Consider the following 17,043-nt stretch of genomic DNA (forward strand, 5'->3'; position numbering starts at 1 on the left):
GAGCATGCTGCTGGACTTCACCCTCGAGGACCACACGCTGCCCAACGGGTTGCGTCTCATCGTCCAACCCGACTCCACGACGCCGACCGTCACGGTCAACCTGTGGGTCGGCGTCGGCTCGCGCCACGAGGAGCGCGGACGGACCGGCTTCGCCCACCTCTTCGAGCACCTGATGTTCCAGGGGAGCGAGCACGTCGCCAACGGCGAGCACTTCCAGGCCCTCATGGGCGTCGGAGGGCGTCTCAACGCGACGACGTGGTTCGACCGGACCACCTACTTCGAGACGATCCCCTCGGGGGCCCTCGAGCTGGCGCTGTGGCTCGAGGCCGACCGCCACGCCAATCTCCTCGCGGCGCTCAACCAGGACAACCTCGACAACCAGCGCGATGTGGTCAAGGAGGAGAAGCGCCAGCGGTACGACAACCAGCCGTACGGGCAGGCCATGACGACGATCTACGCGACGCTCTTCCCCGTCGGCCATCCGTACCACCACCCGACGATCGGCTCGATGGAGGACCTCGACGCCGCGTCGGTGCAGGACGTCCACGACTTCTTCCGGCGCCACTACGCCCCGGACAACACCGTCATGACGATCGTCGGGGACGTCACCGCCGAGCGCGCCCTCGAGCTCGTCGAGCGCTACTTCGGCCACATCGACCACCGTGCCGAGCCGCGGCGCGCGCCCGTGGCGGCGCTGCCGCCGCTCGCCGAGCCGGTCCGCGAGGAGGTCGTCGACGAGGTGCCCAACGACCGCATCCACCTCGCCTTCCGTCTGCCGGCCGAAGGGGGTGACACCGGCGAGGAGTTCCTCGCCGCGTCGATGGCCCTGGACTGCCTCGGTGGGCTGAGCTTCTCGCCCCTGGAGCAGCACCTGGTCCGTGAGCAGCAGCGCGCCAACGCCATCGACGTCGGTGCGATGGGCTTCGTCGACGGTGTCTCGCTGGGTCTCGTCGTCGTCGACGTCGCCGAGGGCGTCGACACCGATGACCTCGAGGAGCAGGTCTGTGCCGAGCTGACCGCCTTCGCCGACGAGGGCCCGACACCCGAGCAGATGGAGGCCGTGCGCGCCCAGGCCGAGCGGGGGTGGCTGTCCGCCCTCGCGGCCAAGGACGAGCGCGCCGACATCATCAGCCACTACACCTCGCTCCACGACGACCCGGGGTACGTCAACACCTTCCTCGAGCGGCTGGCGGCGATCACGCCGGAGGCCGTGCAGGCGGCCGCGGACGCGTGGCTGCGGCCGCAGAGTCGAGCCGCCGTCGTCTACCGAGCAGCCGAGCAGCAGGAGGAGGTCGCATGAGCACCCCGATCGTCCCGCGCCCCGAGGTCGCCGCACCGCAGGAGTGGTCCTTCCCGCAGCCGCGCGAGCTGACCCTGCCCAATGGCATCGCGGCACTCGTCCACGACGTGCCGGGCCAGTACGTCATCTCGGTGCGGCTGACCGTGCCCGCGGCCCTGCGCTTCGAGCCCGAGGCCACGGAGGGGGTTGCCTGGGTCATGGCCCGCCTGCTCGACGAGGGCACCCGTACGCACACCCAGCGCGAGCTGTCCGAGCTGCTCGAGCGTCGGGGGATCGCCCTCGGCGCCGGGATGAGCGAGGCCCAGCTCGGCCTCGACCTCGATGTGCCCCAGCGTTTCCTCGGCGAGGCGCTGGAGCTGCTCACCGAGTGCGTCTCGGAGCCGACCTTCGAGGAGTCGGAGGTCGCCCGGATCGTGCGCACCCGCCTGGCGGAGATCGAGCAGGAGCGTGCATCGGCCGGTCGACGGGCCTTCAAGGAGTGGGCGGCGACGTACTACGACCCGTCCGTGCGCGCCGCGCGCGCCGGGGGCGGGACCGCCCAGTCGGTCGCGGCGATCACCCGAGCCGATGTCGTGGACTTCCACGCCCAGCACGTGCACCCCGATGGCGCCACCGTCGTCGTGGCCGGTGACCTGACCGGTGTCGACGTCGAGGCCCTGCTCAGCTCGACGCTCGGCGGCTGGACGACGTCCGGGCGCACGCAGCCGGTGGACCGGGCTCCCGCGCCGCGGGCCGCTGACGCCGCCCGCGTCGTCCTCGTCGACCGGCCGGGCTCCGTGCAGTCCGAGATCCTCATCGGGGGCCCCGGACCGGACCGGCGGGTGGAGTCCGGGTGGGCTCCCTTCCCGGTGCTCGCCTACGTCATGGGCGGTGCGCCGAACGCGCGGATCGACCAGGTGCTGCGCGAGGAGAAGGGCTACACCTACGGCATCCGCTCCGGCTTCCGCCCGCGTCAGGTGGGCTCGGCCTTCACCGTGGCCGGGTCAGTGCGGGCCGACTCGACGGTCGAGTCGCTCCAGCTGCTCGGGGAGATCCTCGGGAGCGCGGCCGAGGGCTTCAGCGAGGAGGAGACCCGTGCGGGGGTGGACTTCATGACGTTGACCGCTCCGGGCCGGTACGACACCGCAGACGCGATCGCGGACGAGACCGCCGGGCTGGCCGGCGACGAGCTGCCCCTGACCTTCACGAGCGACACCATCGCCGCCATGCGCCGGTTGACCCCGGCCGACCTCGATGCCGCCTGGCGCCAGGGGGTCACGCCGGAGTGGACGATCGTCGTCGTCGGGGACGCGAGCCTCTACCGGGACGAGGTCGCGGCACTCGGGCTCGGTCCCGTGAGCGTCGTCCCGAACTGAGGCCCGACCCCTTCGCGTGGCGCGGTCGGGCCGGCCGGTCTCAGTGGCCCGGACCGGTCACGATCTTCCGGCGCTCCGACTCGTGCGCACCGCCCTTCTTGCTCAGCGTGCTGCACGCCTCCTCGATGTCGCGGGCCAGTGTGTCGACGTGCTCGCGACTCATCGTCTCCTTGACGAGGGCCCGCATGATCGTCACCTCCTGCGCATCCGGCGGCAGCGTGTAGGCCGGGACCATCCAGCCCCGCTCGGCGGACAGCTGCCAGGCGATGTCGAACTCGTCGTAGCCGTGGTCGCCGATGAGTCGGAACGCGACGAGCGGCAGCTGCTCCTGGTCCTCACCGATGATCTCGAACCGACCCATCGCCTTGAGCTGCTGGGTCAGCGCCTGGGCGTTGGTCTGCATGTTCTCCATGATGTAGCGGTAACCGTCGCGGCCGTAGCGCACCAGGTTGTAGTACTGGGCCAGCAACATGGCCGATCCGGTGGAGAAGTTCAGGGTGAACGTCTCGTCGGTCTTGCCGAGGTAGTTCTCGGTGAAGACCAGGTCCGTGGCCAGGTCGGCCCGTTCGCGGAAGATCAACCACCCGATGCCCGGGTAGACCAACCCGAACTTGTGGCCGGAGACGTTGATCGACCGGACCTGTTCCAGTCGGAAGTCCCAGGCCGAGTCGGGGTAGAGGAAGGGCCAGACGAAGCCGCCGCTGGCCGCGTCGACGTGCAACGGGATGTCGAGGCCGCGCTCGGACCTGACCCTGACCAGCAGATCGTTGATGCCGACGATGTCGTCCTTGTGCCCGGTGAACGTCGTCCCCAGCACGGCGGCGACACCGATGGTGTTCTCGTCGAGGTGCGGCTCCACGTCCTCCGGCCCGATGGTGTACTTCCCGGGCTGGAGCGGGACGATGCGTGGCTCGACGTCGAAGTAGCGGCAGAACTTCTCCCACACGACATGGACGTCACCCCCGAACACGAGGTTCGGGACCTGCGTCGAGCCCTCGTCCAGGCCGCGGCGTGTTCGCCAGTTCCACTTCAGGGACAAGGCCCCGAGCATGATGGCCTCGGAGGACCCCTGGGTACGGGCTCCGGTGGTCGGACCCGGCGCGTGGAACAGGTCGGCGAGCATGCGGATGCATCGTTGCTCGATCTCGGCGGTCCGCGGATACTCGGCGTGGTCGATGAAATTGCGGTGGAGGTTGGTGGCGATGAGCCGTTGTGCCTCCGGTTCCATCCACGTCGTCACGAAGGTGGCGAGGTTCCGGGCGGGGTCACCCTCCAGCGCGAGATCCTCGCTGACCAGGCGCATCGCGTCCTGGGCGGACATGCCGGCCGTGGGAAACTCCCGGCTGGGGACCTCCCGGGTGGCGAAGCGATTGCCGAACAGGGCGGAGTCGGCGTCTGTTGACCGGATGTGCTCGTCCATGGGGTTCACCTGTCCACTCAGCGACGCCGACGTCGACACGCCCAGCGCACCCGGGTGTCAGTCCTCGTGCTCGACCGAACCGGGGTAGGCCGAGCGTGTCACCGCAGAGAGGCGGTGACATCACCCGATCCGGGTGAGCAGCCGGCCGGCGCCGAGCACCGTGCGGACCCTGCTCGGGCCGGGGATGCCTCAGGCGCCGGGGGACAAGCGCGCGAGGACCTCGTCGTGGAGCAGTGCGTTGCTCGCGACCGCGTTGCCGCCCCAGGGGCCCCGCTGACCCTCGAGCGAGGTGAACCGGCCACCGGCCTCCTCGACGATCGCGACGAGCGCGGCCATGTCGTAGAGCTCGAGCTCGGGCTCGGCGGCGATGTCGACCGCGCCCTCGGCGACGAGCATGTAGGACCAGAAGTCCCCGTAGGCCCGGGTGCGCCACAGGTCCGAGGTGAGGTTGAGGAAGGCGCGCCCGCGGCCGCCCTCGCGCCAGCCCTCGAGCGAGCTGTACGACAGCGAGGCGTCCTGGAGCCGCGAGACCTGCGATACGCGGACCTGGCGGGCCTGCGAGAGCGAGCGACCGGTCCACGCGCCGGCACCCTTGGCGGCCCACCAGCGACGCCCGAGCGCGGGCGCGGCGACGAGGCCCATGACGCAGTCCTCGCCGTCGACGAGGCCGATGAGCGTGGCCCAGACGGGGACGCCGCGCACGTAGTTCTTCGTGCCGTCGATGGGGTCGATGATCCAGCGTCGCTGGCTGTTGCCGGTGGTGCCGAACTCCTCACCGACGATCGCGTCGCGCCCCCGCGAGCGGGCGAGCTGGGAGCGGATGGCCTCCTCGCACGCCCGGTCGGCGTCGCTGACCGGGGTCAGGTCGGGCTTGGACTCGACGACGAGGTCATCCGCGCGGAAGCGGGCCATGGTGATCTGCTCGACCCGGTCCGCGAGGACGTGGGCCAGGCGCAGGTCGTCGGCGTACGGGGAACTCTCGGCCATCCCGTCAACGTACCGGAGTGGGTCAGGCGTCCTCGCCGGAGCGCGCCCGCAGCAGCCGACGAAGGGAGTCCAGCCGCAGCTCGCCGCCGTGGCCCGCGTGACCGGCCTCCACCCAGTCGTCGAGCGCGCAGTCCGGCTCGTCGTGGGTGCAGCCACGGGGACAGCCGGCTTCGGCGCCCTCGGCGAGCTCGGGGAAGTGGCCGATGATCGTGTCCGCCACGACGTGCGCGAGACCGAAGGAGCGGATGCCCGGGGTGTCGATGATCCACCCGACGGCGTCCGGGTCGCCCTCATCTCGCATCTGCCTAGGCAGATGCGCCTCCTCGCCCGGCCCACTTCGCATCTGCCTAGGCAGATGCGGTTCGGGGGGTGGTTCGTCGCCGGCGGGCCCCTCGAAGGGCGGCAACCGCATCCCCAGGGCGCTGGTCGAGGTGTGCCGTCCGCGACCGGTGACGTCGTTGACGTGCCCGGTCGCCCGGTGCGCCTCCGGCACGAGGGCGTTGACCAAGGTCGACTTGCCGACGCCGGAGTGACCCACGAGCACGGAGACGCGGCCCACCAACCGGGCCCGCAGCTCGGCCAGCGCCGGCCGGCCGTCGGCGAGCACGGAGGTGACGACGTGCGGCACGTCGAGCGGCGCGTAGTGCGCGAGGAAGTCCTCGGACGACGCCAGGTCCGCCTTGGTGAGGACGATGAGCGGGTCCATCCCCGCGTCGTAGGCCGCGACGAGGCACCGGTCGATGAGCCGCGGGCGTGGCTCCGGGTCGGCCAGCGCCGCGACGACGACGAGCTGGTCGGCGTTGGCGACGATGACGCGCTCGAAGGGGTCGGTGTCATCGGCGGTGCGCCGCAGCACCGTGACCCGCTCCTCGATGCGCACGATCCGGGCCAGCGAGTCCGGCCCTCCCGAGACGTCACCGACCATCCCCACGCGGTCACCGACGACGATCGGCGACCGCCCGAGCTCGCGGGCACGCATCGCGACGACGACCCGCTCGGGCTCCCCGTGCGCACCGGGCACGAGCGTCGTCCAGCGACCGCGGTCGACGGCGGTGACGCGCCCGATGATCGCGTCCTCGTGCTTGGGACGTTCCTTCGTCCGCGGTCGGGTGCCGCGGCGATTGGGGCGCACGCGGACGTCGGACTCGTCCCAGCTGCGCGCGGACCGGACCATCAGCCGGCCGTGGTCCCGAGCATGGACTCCCAGAGCCCCAGGAAGCCCGGCAGCGTCTTCGCGACGGTCCCGGGGTCCTCGATGATGGACCCGGGCGCGACGAGCGAGAGGAGTGCTCCGGCCATGACCATGCGGTGGTCGGAGTAGGTGTGGAAGGTCGCCGGGCGCAGCGGCGCCGGGTCGATCCGCAGGCCGTCCTCACGCTCGGTCACCGCCACGCCGAAGGCGGTCAGCTCCCGCGAGAGCGCCGTGATCCGGTCGGTCTCGTGGCCGCGGATGTGCGCGACACCGCGGATGATCGAGGGTCCCTCGGCGCACGCGGCCAGCGCCGCGACGACGGGGGTCAGCTCGGCGGCGTCGTGCAGGTCGATGTCGATCCCGCTCGGCGGGCCGTCACCGCTGACCGTGAGTGCCTGCCCGTCGAGGGTGACGTCGGCGCCCATCTGGTCGAGGATGTCGCGGATGCGATCACCCGCCTGGGTGGTGTGCTGCGGCCAGTCGGGCACGCGCACCGTGCCGTTGGTCACGGCCGCGGCGGCGAGGAAGGGCGCGGCATTGGACAGGTCGGGCTCCACGGTGACGTCGAGCGGCAGCAGCTCGCCGGGCTCGACCCGCCACGTGTTGGGCTCGGAGTCGTCGACCTCGGCGCCGGCATCGCGCAGCGCCTCGACGGTCATCTCGATGTGCGGCAGGGAGGGCAGCGGCTCGCCGTCGTGGACGACCGTGATCCCCTCCTCGGAGCGCGGCGCGGCGAGCAGGAGCGCGGAGACGAACTGGGAGGAGGCGGAGGCGTCGAGCACGACGGTGCCGCCGCGCACGGACCCCGCCCCCTGCACGACGAAGGGGAGGGTGCCCCGCCCTTCGTCCTCGATGCTCACCCCGAGGTCCCGCAGCGCCTGGAGGATCGCGGCCATCGGCCGCACCCGGGAGCGCTCGTCCCCGTCGAAGCGCACCGGACCGTCGCACAGCGCCGCCACGGGCGGCAGGAAGCGCATCACGGTCCCGGCGAGCCCGCAGTCGATGTCACCGCCGCCGCGGAGGGTGGCGGGGGTGATGATCCAGTCGGGGTCGGCCAGGGCGTTGGCCGAGGAGGTGGCGTCGTCGATGCCGGCGCCGAGGCCGCGCAGCGCCCGGGCCATCAGCTCGGTGTCCCGGGAGCGAAGGGGGCGGCGCAGCCGGGAGGTCTCGCTCGCCAGCGCGGCGAGGACGAGGAAGCGGTTCGTCAGGGACTTGCTCCCCGGCAGCGTCACGGTCGCATCGAGCGGTCCGGACGCTGCCGGGGGATGCCAATCGGGGGTGGTCATGCGGTTCAGTGCACCGCGTTCTTCGCCTGGAGGGCTGCCAGCTTGGCCTCACGACGAGCGGTCCGGCGCACGGAGGAGGCGGAGCGGCTGACGCTGTCGCCGGCGAGCTTCGCGCGGTAGGTCAGGCCCGGCTTGCCCTCGGTGTCGACGGCCGCGAGCAGGAGCCCGCCGAAGACGGAGACGTTCTTGAAGAACTGGATCTGCTGGTTCTGCTTGGCCTCCGGGTCGGTCTCGTTCCAGAACTGGTGGGTCGCGGTCGTCGGGACGAGCGAGGCGGCCAGCAGGGTCGAGGCGAGGCGGGGGAACCTGCCGGTGGCGAGCAGGGCGCCGCCGCCGACCATGGCCGCGCCGTTGATGCGCACGAGCAGCTCGGTGTCCTCGGGCAGCCCGAGGGGGGCGGCCAGCTTCTGGGTGATGGGGTCCGCGGCCGGCTTGTGGGCTGCGGCGTAGCGAAGGGCGTTGACCCCGCCGAAGATGAAGATGCTGGACAGCATCGGGCGGGCGATTCGACGAACGATCATGGGTGGTGGCTCCTTGTCGTCGCGGGACGGTCCCGGGGCGGCTCCCGAGGGACCGGTGGTGCTCCTGACCACCGTAGTCGGGTTTGCCGTGGGCCTACGCTTTGAGGGTGTGCGGACGATACGCGGCGACGGCCAACCCGGATGACCTCATCGAGGAGTTCGAGATCGATGCGGACCGCACGGGCGAGCGCACGCGCTCCCTGCTGAAGTCCCCGCAGGACCCGGCCCCCGGTGCACCGGACCACAACATGGCCCCGACCAAGCAGGCGCCCGTGGTCCTCACCCGGGCGCCGAAGGAGGAGCCGGGGGACCCCCTTCGGCAGCTGCGGCTGCTCTCGTGGGGTCTCGTGCCCTCGTGGGCCAGGGACACCAAGGTGGGCCCGCGGATGACCAATGCCCGCGCCGAGACGCTCCTCGACAAGTCCTCCTTCGCCAGGGCGGCGGCCGTGCGACGCTGCCTCGTCCCGGCCGCGGGCTGGTACGAGTGGCAGGCCTCACCGGTGGCGACCGACAGCAAGGGCAAGCCACGCAAGCAGCCCTTCTTCATCCACCGCGGCGACGGGGACCTGCTCGCCTTCGCCGGGCTCTACGAGTTCTGGCGCGACCGGGCGCTGCCCGAGGAGGACCCCGGTGCCTGGCTCGTGACCTTCACGATCGTCACGACCACCGCGGAGCCGGGCCTGGACCGCATCCACGACCGCCAACCGCTGGTCCTCGAGCGCGGCGACCACGCCCGCTGGCTCGACCCGGACCTCACCGACCCGCAGGGCATCACCGACCTGCTCGCCTTCGAGCAGCCGGGACGCTTTGCGGCGCACCCGATCTCGACGGCGGTCAATGCCACCCGCAACAACGGTCCGGAGCTGTTGACGCCCCTGCCGGCGGAGGACCTGGTCGGTGTCGTCGACCCGGAGACGGGTGAGGTGGTGGGCTCGTGATCGAGGTCGGGACCGCCACGGGTCCGGCTCGGGTGCACGTCAGCGCCGCCGAGGACCCGCTCGGGTCGATGCTGCTCACCCACGGGGCGGGCGGCGGGATCGGGGCCGCGGACCTGGCGGCGATCGCGCGGGCGCTGCCCGAGGCCGGGTGGACGGTCGCGCTCGTCGAGATGCCGTGGCGGGTGGCGGGCAAGAAGCTCGCGCCGATGCCGCCGAAGCTCGACGCGGCGTGGCGCGAGATCGTGCCTGCGGTGCGTGACCGGCTGCCGGGCCGACTGGTCATGGGTGGCCGCAGCGCGGGGGCGCGGGTGGCCTGCCGGATGGCGGGCGAGCTCGGTGCGGACGGGGTGCTGTGCCTGTCCTTCCCGCTGGTGCCGCCGGGCAAGGGGCCCGAGAAGTCGCGGATCGGTGAGCTGCTCATGCCCCTCGAGGCCGGGCTGGCGGTGCACGTGGTCCAGGGGGCGAAGGACCCCTTCGGTGGTCCGGACGCGGTGCGCGACGCGCTCGCGGGCGCCGCGGTGCTCGTCGACGAGGCGCCCGGCACCCACTCCTTCACCGGTGGGGCAGCCGTGGCGGATCTGGTGACCCGGCGCTGGTCGGGGTGGGGGGCCGGCGCCGCGACGCCGTGGTGACCGGGGGCCTCGGGGCTCACCCGCCCGGCTGGCTGCGGCCGAGTGCGAGGACGAGCGCGAGGACCTCGTCGGGGTCGGTGAGCCGGTCGCCGTAGAGGTCGCGCACCTGGTTCATCCGGTAGCGCACGGTCTGCGGGTGCACGTGCAGCGCCTCGGCGACGAGCTCGCGCCGCCCCTGCAGCAGCAGCCAGGCGCGCAGGGTCTCGGCCAGCCGGTCCGCCGTCCCGTCCGCCACCTCGGCGAAGGGGGCCAGAGCGGCCTCCCGCAGGTCGGCCAGGGCCGTCGGGTCGGCGGTCAGGACGAGCTCGGGCAGGACCTCATCGGTGTCGAGCGGCGTGTCGTCGTCGGCCAGCGGCACCGAGCGCACCGCCCGCGCGTAGGACTCGCTGGCGAGCGCCCACGGCCGGGCCGGTCCGATGACCGCGGGACGCCCGCCGAGCACCTCGCGCAGGTGCGCCCGCGCCGGGCCACCGGCATCAGGCACGAGGAGGACGGCGTGGGCGGCCGGCGGAGCGGGGTGGTCCCCGTGGGGCAGCTCCTCACCGAGGGTCAGGGCGCGCGGGTCGAGGACGGCGGCGGTGTGCTGCAGGCGGGTGGCGGGCACGAGCACCGCGGTGAGGGTGCGCGGCGGCACCCACGAGGCCGCTGCCGCGGCGGCATCGAGCTCGCTCTCCGCGACCCCGGTGAGCAGCCCGCGGGTCAGCCGGTCGAGGTGGACGACGCGGGCGCGCTCGGCGCTCGAGGTCTCTCTGTTGTGCCCGGCGACGGAGGCCGCCGACAGCTCGTCGATGTAGGTGAAGACGAGCTCGGCGAATCGGCCCAGGGTTGCTGCGTCCACCCCGGCCTCGACGGCCTCGACGGACAGCTCGCGCCACGCGGCGCCGGCCCCGACCCGGTACGCGGCGAGCAGCGCCTCGACCGGTCGGCCGTTGCGCGCCTCGGCCTGCCCGAGGTCGCGGGCGGCGGTCACCCCGACCCCGACCCTGGCGCCGGACCGGGGTGCGGGTCGTGCGGCGAGCGAGACGAAGCTCTCGAGCGAGACCTGCACGGCCTTCTCGATGATCCGCCCCATCCGTCCCTGGAAGGGCACGTCGTAGGCCGGCACCTCGCGCATGACCTCGGCGACGACGAGCCGGGCCACCCGCGGCAGGTCCGAGCGAAGGGTGGCCACCGTGGCCTCGTCGAGGGCGAGCTCCCTGGCCCGCTGCGCGGTGCGCCCCTCGCTCGGCCGGGATGGTTGCTCGGCCATCGGTGCCCCCTTCGTCGTCCCGGTGTCGCATCTGCCTAGGCAGATGCGACGTGTTTGTCTCGAGTGAACAAATGCGTACTCCGAAGCCTACCCACGCAGGACAGCACGTGACAGGAGTTGAGGCGGGAGGATGGAGACATGACCACACCACTTCTTCGAGCCCGCGACACCGCAGCGCGCTTCGCGCGTGGCCTCGCGACGCCGGTCATCCCCGAGGACTACCTCGACCTCTTCGCCCCCCTTCGCTCCGGCGCCGACCTGCGCGGGCGCATCGTCGCGGTCACCCCGGAGACGCGCGACGCAGCCACCATCAGCATCCGACCGGGCAAGGACTGGGAGGGCCACGCGCCCGGCCAGTACATCCGCCTGGGCGTCGACGTCGACGGTGTGCGCCACTGGCGGGCCTACTCCCTGACCTCCGACACGAGCAACCGCAACGGCCTGATCTCGATCACCGTCAAGGCGATGCCCGACGGACTCGTCTCGCGGCACCTCGTCCACCACGCCCGACCGGGCACGATCGTCCAGCTGGACCAGGCGACCGGGGACTTCATGCTGCCGCAGTCGGTCCCGGCCAAGGTTCTCTTCCTCACCGGCGGATCGGGCATCACGCCCGTCATGGGGATGCTGCGCAACCACGACTTCGACGGGCTGGACGTCGTGCACGCGCACTCCGCGCCGACCGCCGACGACGTGATCTTCGCCCGTGAGCTCGCCGATGCCCCCACGGGTGTGCGCGCCATCGTGCGCCACACCGACGAGGAGGGCATGTTCACCCCCGACCAGCTCGACGAGATCGTCCCGGACTGGCGCCAGCGCGAGACCTGGATCTGCGGGCCGACGCCGATGCTCGACGCCTTCGAGGCGCACTACGAGGCCGCCGGCCGCACGGAGCTGCTCCACGTGGAGCGTTTCCGTCCCACGATCATCGAGGCGGGCGAAGGGGGCATCGCCACCCTTCGTGTCGGTGCGGAGGAGGCGGCCATCGACATCGATGGTGGCACCACGATCCTCGACGCGGCCGAGGACGCCGGCCTCCTCATGCCCAGCGGGTGCCGGATGGGCATCTGCTTCAGCTGCGTCCTGCCCATGACCGACGGTGCCGTGCGCGACCTGCGCAACGGCAACCTCACGATGACCACACCCGACGATCCGGCCGTGAAGGTGCAGACTTGCATCTCGGCCGTCGCCGGCGCCTGCACGATCGACACCCAGGAGAAGTAGATGACTGCGACACTCCAGCGCACCCCGACCACCCACCGCGCCGACGCCCGGATCACCGGCGGTACGTCCGAGGTGATCCACACCAACGTCACGATGGACCCCAGCCCCATCGAGCACCTGACCCCGGAGCAGATCGAGGAGCTCGGCCGCGAGCTCGACGAGATCCGCGCCTCGGTGATGGGCTCGCTGGGGGAGGAGGACGCCCAGTACATTCGCCGGATGGTCGCCGCCCAGCGCTACCTCGAGATCGGGGGGCGCGCGGCCCTGCTCTTCTCGGGCAACAAGTGGGCCTGGATGGCGGGGACCGCCGCGCTGAGCGCGTCGAAGATCTTCGACAACATGGAGGTCGGGCACAACATCATCCACGGCCAGTGGGACTGGATGCGTGACCCGAAGATCCATTCCTCGACGTGGGAGTGGGACAACGCGACCCCCGCGGAGCACTGGAAGAACAGCCACAACAAGGTGCACCACACCTACACCAACGTCGTCGGCTACGACAACGACCTCGGTTACGGCATCATGCGCGTCGACGACGCCCAGAAGTGGTACCCGGGCTACCTCGTGCAGCCCCTGGTCAACTTCGTCAACGCGACCTTCTTCGAGTACGGCATCGCCGCCTACGACCTCGAGCTCGGGGCGAACTGGAAGACGCGCAAGGACAACCCGGAGTGGACGGCCGAGGCGAAGAAGGTCGTCAACAAGATCAAGCGTCAGGCCGGCAAGGACTACGTCCTCTTCCCGCTGCTCTCCGGGCCGAACTTCCTGCCGACCCTCACCGCCAACTTCGTCTCCAACATCGTGCGCAACTACTGGACGCACTCGGTGATCATGTGCGGTCACTTCCCGGCCGGGATCAAGACCTTCACCCGGACCTCGATCGACGGGGAGACCCGCGGCGAGTGGTACCTGCGCCAGATGCTCGGCTCGGCGAACATCACCGGGTCGACGGCGATGCACGTCGCGACCGGCCACCTGAGCTACCAGATCGAGCACCACCTCTTCCCGGACATGCCCAGCCGCCGCTACCCGCAGGTCGCCCCGCAGATCAAGGCGCTCTTCGACAAGTACGGCCTCGAGTACGTCACCGGCTCGCTCCCGCGCCAGGTGGGCTCCGCCTGGAGCGAGATCATCCGGCTGTCCCTGCCCAACGACACCTCGCTGCGCCAGACCATCGGGATCCTGCGCACAAAGGGGATGAAGGGCCTGAAGGCCCGTGCCCGCGCCACGCGGTACGCCTACAACCGCTGACCCGTTACCTTCTTCGTGTCCCCGATGATGGGGATGTTGGTCGCTGGGCTCGGCATGACTGACTGCCCCTGTCGTTTCGATGATCCGGGGGGTGTTGTCACCGGGCCTGGTGGCGTCGGTGTGACCGCTGATAGGGACACGGCCCCCGCACGGGTGGTCTCTTCGTAACGTGGCTGCCGGCTGCTGACGCCTGACCGCGACCGGCAGTTCAGGTTCGCTGCAGGGCAAGGAGGCCCATCATGGAAGAGCCATCATCAAAGCGCGGGTACGCGGTATTCGTGGGGTTGGACGTCGGCAAGGGCGAACACCACGCCAGCGCCCTCGACCACGAAGGCACGCGGCTGCACGACAAGCCACTGCCCCAGGACGAGCACGCACTGCGATCGTTGTTCGAGCAGTTGGCCGCCCACGGACCGGTTCTGGTGGTCGTGGACCAGCCCGCCTCGATCGGTGCCCTACCCGTCGCGGTCGCCCGCTCGGTGGGCGTCGAGGTGGCCTACCTACCGGGGTTGGCGATGCGCCGGATCGCGGACCTGCACCCGGGCCATGCCAAGACCGACGCCCGCGACGCGTACGTCATCGCCGAAGCCGCTCGGACCCTGCCACACGCCCTGCGACGAGTCGATACCGGCGAGGAGGCCCTGGCCGATCTGGAAGTCATCGTCGGCTTCGACGACGACCTGGCCGCCGAGGTCACCCGCGTGACCAACCGCATCCACGGGCTCCTGACCCAGATCCACCCCGCCCTCGAACGGGCTATCGGCGCGAGGCTGCACCACAAGGCCATCCTGGAACTGCTCCACCGCTTCGGTGGACCAACCGGACTACGCCAGGCCGGCAAGCGTCGCGTTGCCGCCGTCGTGCGCCCCCGAGCGCCGCGCTCCCACCAAGCGATCGTCGAGGCGATCATGAGCGCGCTCGATGAGCAGAACGTGACCGTACCCGGCACCACAGCCGCCGAAATGGTCCTGCCGCAGCTGGCCGAGCAACTCGCCTCGCTGCTGGACCAGCGCAAGCAGGCCGCTGCGCAGGTCGAGGAGATGCTCGATGCCCACCCTCTTGCCGCGGTCCTGACCTCCATGCCCGGCATCGGGGTCAGGACCGCAGCACGCATCCTGCTCGAGGTCGGCGACGGCTCGACCTTCCCCACGCCCGGACACCTGGCCGCCTACGCCGGACTGGCACCCGTCACCCGCAGGTCAGGCTCCTCCATCCGCGGGGAACACCCCTCACGCAGCGGCAACAAGAACCTCAAACGCGCCATGTTCCTCGCCGCGTTCGCCGCCCTTCACGACCCGACCTCACGCACCTACTACGACCGCAAGAGAGCCCAAGGCAAGAAACACAACGCCGCCCTGATCTGCCTCGCCAGACGCCGCTGCGACGTCATCTACGCCATGCTCCGAGACGGCACTCCCTACCAACCCCGCCCAGCAACCGCTGCTTGACGAAACCCATAGGGACACCCCCCTTCGCATCTGCCTAGGCACGTGCCGGCCCGGAGCCGCATCTGCCTAGGCAGATGTGCGCCCGCTTCGCACCCCCTCGCATTTGCCTAGGCAGATGCGCACCCGTTTCACACCCCCTCGCATCTGCCTAGGCAGATGCGAAGGGGGTCACGCGTTGTAGCCCTGGGGGTTGGCGGCCTGCCACCGCCACGTGTCGGCACACATCCGCTCGATGGTGTGCTGTGCGCGCCAGCCGAGCTCGCTCTCGGCGCGCGTGGGGTCGGCGTAGCACACGGCCAGGTCGCCCCGGCGCCGCGGCGCGACGTCGTGGGGGACCGGTCGTCCGCTCGCCGCCTCGAAGGCGCGCACCATCTCCAGCACCGAGCTGCCCTGCCCCGTGCCGAGGTTCCACGCCCGCACGTCGATCTCCGGGTGGGCGCCGAGGTGCTCCAGCGCCGCGACGTGGCCCGCCGCGAGGTCCTCGACGTGGATGTAGTCGCGAAGGGCGGTCCCGTCCGGGGTCGGGTAGTCGTCACCGAAGACCTGCAGCCGCGCCCTCCGCCCGACGGCCACCTGGGCGATGAAGGGCATGAGGTTGTTCGGAGTGCCCTGCGGGTCCTCGCCGATGGTCCCGGACACGTGGGCCCCGACGGGGTTGAAGTAGCGCAGCAGAGCGATCTGCGGGCCGCCGGCCCGGGCCGCGTCGCTGAGGATCTGCTCCTGCATGACCTTGGTCCACCCGTAGGGGTTGGTCGCCGACGTCGGCAGGTCCTCGTGCATCGGCACGGTCGTGGTCTCGCCGTAGACGGTGGCCGAGGAGGAGAAGACGAGCGTGCCGACCTCGTGTCGCTGCATGGCGCGCAGCAGCGAGAACGTCGTGCCGAGGTTGTTGTCGTAGTACTCCAGCGGGATCTCGCTCGACTCACCGACGGCCTTGAGCCCGGCGAAGTGGATCACCGCGTCGAAGCGCCCCTCGGCGAAGAGCGCCGAGGTCTTGTCCACGTCGCGCACATCGAAGGAGTGCGTCTCGATGCTCGTCCCGGCGAGGTCCTCCAGGCGCGGGAGGACACTCGGGCTGGCGTTGACGAAGCTGTCGACGATGACGACCTCGTGGCCGGCGGCGATGAGCTGGACGACGGTGTGGGAACCGATGTAGCCGGCTCCGCCGGTGACGAGGACGCGCATGGCGTCAGCCTATTCGCTCAGCCCTCGGAGAGCCGTCTCACCTGGGTGACCTCGCTGAAGGACCCGTCGTCGCAGATCGTGGTGATGCGCTGCATGATCAGCGTGCGCAGCTGAGCCGGTGCCTGCTCCTGGGTGCAGGAGCGGTGGACGAGCTCCTTGAGCATCCGGTCGAGGTCGTGCTCGGACAGGCAGGGTGCGCAGGTCGTCAGGTGGGCGGCGATCTGGCGCGAGTCCTCCGCCGTCATCTCGCCGTCGAGGTACTCGGTCATCCGGTACATCGTCTGGGAGCAGTCGATGTGCTCGTCGCTCATGACAGCTCCCCCTTCGCGGCCTCGACGCCGCGGTCGGCGGCGTAGTCGGTGAGCTTCGCGCGCAGCTGGCGCCGGCCCCGGTGCAGACGCGACATCACGGTGCCGATGGGCGTGCCCATGATCTCCGCGATCTCCTTGTAGGCGAAGCCCTCGACATCGGCGAGGTAGACCGCCATCCGGAAGTCCTCGGGCAGGTCCTGCAGCGCCCGCTTGACCTCGGTGTCGGGCATCCGGTCCAGCGCCTCGACCTCGGCGGAGCGCAGCCCCTTGGAGGTGTGCTGCTCGGCCTTGTGCAGCTGGTAGTCCTCGACCTCGGGGGAGTCGGACTGCTTCGGCTCGCGCTGCTTCTTGCGGTAGGTGTTGATGTAGGTGTTGGTGAGGATGCGGTACATCCACGCCTTGAGGTTCGTCCCGGGGCGGTACTGGTGGAAGGCGGCGAAGGCCTTCGCGTAGGTCTCCTGGACGAGGTCCTCGGCGTCCGTCGGGTTGCGCGTCGTGCGCAGCGCCGCGGAGTAGAGCTGGTCGAGCAGCGGCATCGCCTCGCGCTCGAAGCGCGTGCGGCGCTGCTCGGTGGTCTCGGTGGCGACGTCCACTGCGGCGTCGGCATCCGCCTGCGCCGTCAGGTCGTCGATCGTGGGCTCCGTCATCGCACTCCACCCTAGCGGTGTGGCGGTGCGCTCTCCGGCGTGCAGTACGAGCACCCTGGACTCCTGTCCGTTGCGTCAGGTTCTTCGCTTCGGTCAA

General features: G+C 71.0%; 16 protein-coding genes. 7 read left to right on the forward strand and 9 right to left on the reverse strand.

The window, feature by feature from the left end; translation table 11 throughout:
* The first annotated feature begins 4 nt into the window (after positions 1-4).
* Entirely contained in the window at positions 5-1,300 is a 1,296-nt protein-coding gene (locus ACR9E9_RS06935) for a M16 family metallopeptidase (RefSeq protein WP_435203017.1), read from the forward strand.
* Entirely contained in the window at positions 1,297-2,655 is a 1,359-nt protein-coding gene (locus ACR9E9_RS06940; RefSeq protein WP_435203019.1) for a M16 family metallopeptidase, read from the forward strand. Before ACR9E9_RS06935 ends, ACR9E9_RS06940 begins: the two co-directional genes overlap by 4 nt.
* A gap of 40 nt (positions 2,656-2,695) precedes the next feature.
* Here the strand turns inward: ACR9E9_RS06940 and ACR9E9_RS06945 are convergent, their stop codons facing one another.
* From ACR9E9_RS06945 to ACR9E9_RS06965, 5 genes are all read right to left on the reverse strand, one after another.
* Positions 2,696-4,075, reverse strand: a complete 1,380-nt coding sequence (locus tag ACR9E9_RS06945; RefSeq protein ID WP_435203021.1) for a glutamate decarboxylase — start codon at positions 4,073-4,075, stop codon at positions 2,696-2,698.
* Between the two features lie 189 nt (positions 4,076-4,264).
* A complete protein-coding gene (gene hisN / locus ACR9E9_RS06950; protein ID WP_435203023.1) occupies positions 4,265-5,062 on the reverse strand; it encodes a histidinol-phosphatase in 798 nt (265 codons plus the stop codon).
* A 22-nt stretch (positions 5,063-5,084) separates the two neighbouring features.
* Positions 5,085-6,236 (reverse strand): ribosome small subunit-dependent GTPase A, encoded by a 1,152-nt coding sequence (gene rsgA, locus ACR9E9_RS06955; protein WP_435203025.1) that lies wholly within the window; start codon positions 6,234-6,236, stop codon positions 5,085-5,087.
* On the reverse strand, positions 6,236-7,540 hold the full coding sequence (gene aroA / locus ACR9E9_RS06960; RefSeq protein WP_435203027.1) for a 3-phosphoshikimate 1-carboxyvinyltransferase: 1,305 nt from the start codon (positions 7,538-7,540) through the stop codon (positions 6,236-6,238). Before aroA ends, rsgA begins: the two co-directional genes overlap by 1 nt.
* 5 nt (positions 7,541-7,545) lie before the next feature.
* Positions 7,546-8,061 carry a DoxX family protein gene (locus tag ACR9E9_RS06965; protein WP_435203029.1) on the reverse strand — a complete coding sequence of 172 codons (516 nt, stop codon included), beginning with the start codon at positions 8,059-8,061 and terminating at the stop codon, positions 7,546-7,548.
* Positions 8,062-8,168: 107 nt separating this feature from the next.
* Here ACR9E9_RS06965 and ACR9E9_RS06970 point away from each other — a divergent pair, with 107 nt between their 5' ends.
* Both ACR9E9_RS06970 and ACR9E9_RS06975 read left to right on the forward strand, forming a co-directional pair.
* Complete coding sequence (locus ACR9E9_RS06970) at positions 8,169-8,999, forward strand: SOS response-associated peptidase (protein ID WP_435203031.1); 831 nt, start codon at positions 8,169-8,171, stop codon at positions 8,997-8,999.
* On the forward strand, positions 8,996-9,631 hold the full coding sequence (locus ACR9E9_RS06975; protein ID WP_435203033.1) for an alpha/beta hydrolase family protein: 636 nt from the start codon (positions 8,996-8,998) through the stop codon (positions 9,629-9,631). Before ACR9E9_RS06970 ends, ACR9E9_RS06975 begins: the two co-directional genes overlap by 4 nt.
* Positions 9,632-9,647: 16 nt before the next feature.
* Here the strand turns inward: ACR9E9_RS06975 and ACR9E9_RS06980 are convergent, their stop codons facing one another.
* Positions 9,648-10,880, reverse strand: coding sequence for a PucR family transcriptional regulator (locus tag ACR9E9_RS06980; RefSeq protein WP_435203035.1), 1,233 nt, complete (start codon positions 10,878-10,880; stop codon positions 9,648-9,650).
* A 138-nt stretch (positions 10,881-11,018) separates the two neighbouring features.
* Between ACR9E9_RS06980 and ACR9E9_RS06985 the strand changes: the two genes are divergently transcribed.
* The 3 genes from ACR9E9_RS06985 (at position 11,019) to ACR9E9_RS06995 (ending at position 14,803) form a co-directional block, all read left to right on the forward strand.
* Positions 11,019-12,104 (forward strand): ferredoxin reductase, encoded by a 1,086-nt coding sequence (locus ACR9E9_RS06985; protein ID WP_435203037.1) that lies wholly within the window; start codon positions 11,019-11,021, stop codon positions 12,102-12,104.
* Positions 12,105-13,355 (forward strand): fatty acid desaturase family protein, encoded by a 1,251-nt coding sequence (locus tag ACR9E9_RS06990; RefSeq protein ID WP_435203039.1) that lies wholly within the window; start codon positions 12,105-12,107, stop codon positions 13,353-13,355.
* A gap of 239 nt (positions 13,356-13,594) precedes the next feature.
* Positions 13,595-14,803: an IS110 family transposase gene (locus ACR9E9_RS06995; RefSeq protein WP_435203041.1), complete on the forward strand. Its 1,209-nt coding sequence runs from the start codon at positions 13,595-13,597 to the stop codon at positions 14,801-14,803.
* Positions 14,804-14,971: 168 nt separating this feature from the next.
* Here the strand turns inward: ACR9E9_RS06995 and galE are convergent, their stop codons facing one another.
* The 3 genes from galE to ACR9E9_RS07010 are packed head-to-tail and all read right to left on the reverse strand — an operon-like array spanning position 14,972 to position 16,946.
* Entirely contained in the window at positions 14,972-15,988 is a 1,017-nt protein-coding gene (gene galE, locus ACR9E9_RS07000; RefSeq protein WP_435203043.1) for a UDP-glucose 4-epimerase GalE, read from the reverse strand.
* Between the two features lie 17 nt (positions 15,989-16,005).
* The gene (gene rsrA, locus ACR9E9_RS07005) at positions 16,006-16,299 is read right to left on the reverse strand and encodes a mycothiol system anti-sigma-R factor (RefSeq protein ID WP_435203045.1); all 294 of its coding nucleotides are present in this window, start codon (positions 16,297-16,299) and stop codon (positions 16,006-16,008) included.
* Positions 16,296-16,946, reverse strand: coding sequence for a sigma-70 family RNA polymerase sigma factor (locus ACR9E9_RS07010; RefSeq protein ID WP_435203047.1), 651 nt, complete (start codon positions 16,944-16,946; stop codon positions 16,296-16,298). Before ACR9E9_RS07010 ends, rsrA begins: the two co-directional genes overlap by 4 nt.
* Between the last annotated feature and the right edge of the window lie 97 nt (positions 16,947-17,043).

This window comes from Janibacter sp. GS2 (genome assembly GCF_051200835.1).
Lineage (GTDB): Bacteria > Actinomycetota > Actinomycetes > Actinomycetales > Dermatophilaceae > Janibacter.

Excerpts from the sequence above, each read along its gene's own strand:
- hisN (WP_435203023.1), bottom strand. The coding sequence starts at position 5,062 with ATGGCCGAGAGTTCCCCGTACGCCGACGACCTGCGCCTGGCCCACGTC.
- ACR9E9_RS07010 (WP_435203047.1), bottom strand. The coding sequence starts at position 16,946 with ATGACGGAGCCCACGATCGACGACCTGACGGCGCAGGCGGATGCCGAC.
- ACR9E9_RS06985 (WP_435203037.1), top strand. The coding sequence starts at position 11,019 with ATGACCACACCACTTCTTCGAGCCCGCGACACCGCAGCGCGCTTCGCG.
- galE (WP_435203043.1), bottom strand. The coding sequence starts at position 15,988 with ATGCGCGTCCTCGTCACCGGCGGAGCCGGCTACATCGGTTCCCACACC.
- rsrA (WP_435203045.1), bottom strand. The coding sequence starts at position 16,299 with ATGAGCGACGAGCACATCGACTGCTCCCAGACGATGTACCGGATGACC.
- aroA (WP_435203027.1), bottom strand. The coding sequence starts at position 7,540 with ATGACCACCCCCGATTGGCATCCCCCGGCAGCGTCCGGACCGCTCGAT.
- ACR9E9_RS06980 (WP_435203035.1), bottom strand. The coding sequence starts at position 10,880 with ATGGCCGAGCAACCATCCCGGCCGAGCGAGGGGCGCACCGCGCAGCGG.
- ACR9E9_RS06935 (WP_435203017.1), top strand. The coding sequence starts at position 5 with ATGCTGCTGGACTTCACCCTCGAGGACCACACGCTGCCCAACGGGTTG.
- rsgA (WP_435203025.1), bottom strand. The coding sequence starts at position 6,236 with ATGGTCCGGTCCGCGCGCAGCTGGGACGAGTCCGACGTCCGCGTGCGC.
- ACR9E9_RS06945 (WP_435203021.1), bottom strand. The coding sequence starts at position 4,075 with ATGGACGAGCACATCCGGTCAACAGACGCCGACTCCGCCCTGTTCGGC.
- ACR9E9_RS06940 (WP_435203019.1), top strand. The coding sequence starts at position 1,297 with ATGAGCACCCCGATCGTCCCGCGCCCCGAGGTCGCCGCACCGCAGGAG.
- ACR9E9_RS06990 (WP_435203039.1), top strand. The coding sequence starts at position 12,105 with ATGACTGCGACACTCCAGCGCACCCCGACCACCCACCGCGCCGACGCC.
- ACR9E9_RS06995 (WP_435203041.1), top strand. The coding sequence starts at position 13,595 with ATGGAAGAGCCATCATCAAAGCGCGGGTACGCGGTATTCGTGGGGTTG.
- ACR9E9_RS06965 (WP_435203029.1), bottom strand. The coding sequence starts at position 8,061 with ATGATCGTTCGTCGAATCGCCCGCCCGATGCTGTCCAGCATCTTCATC.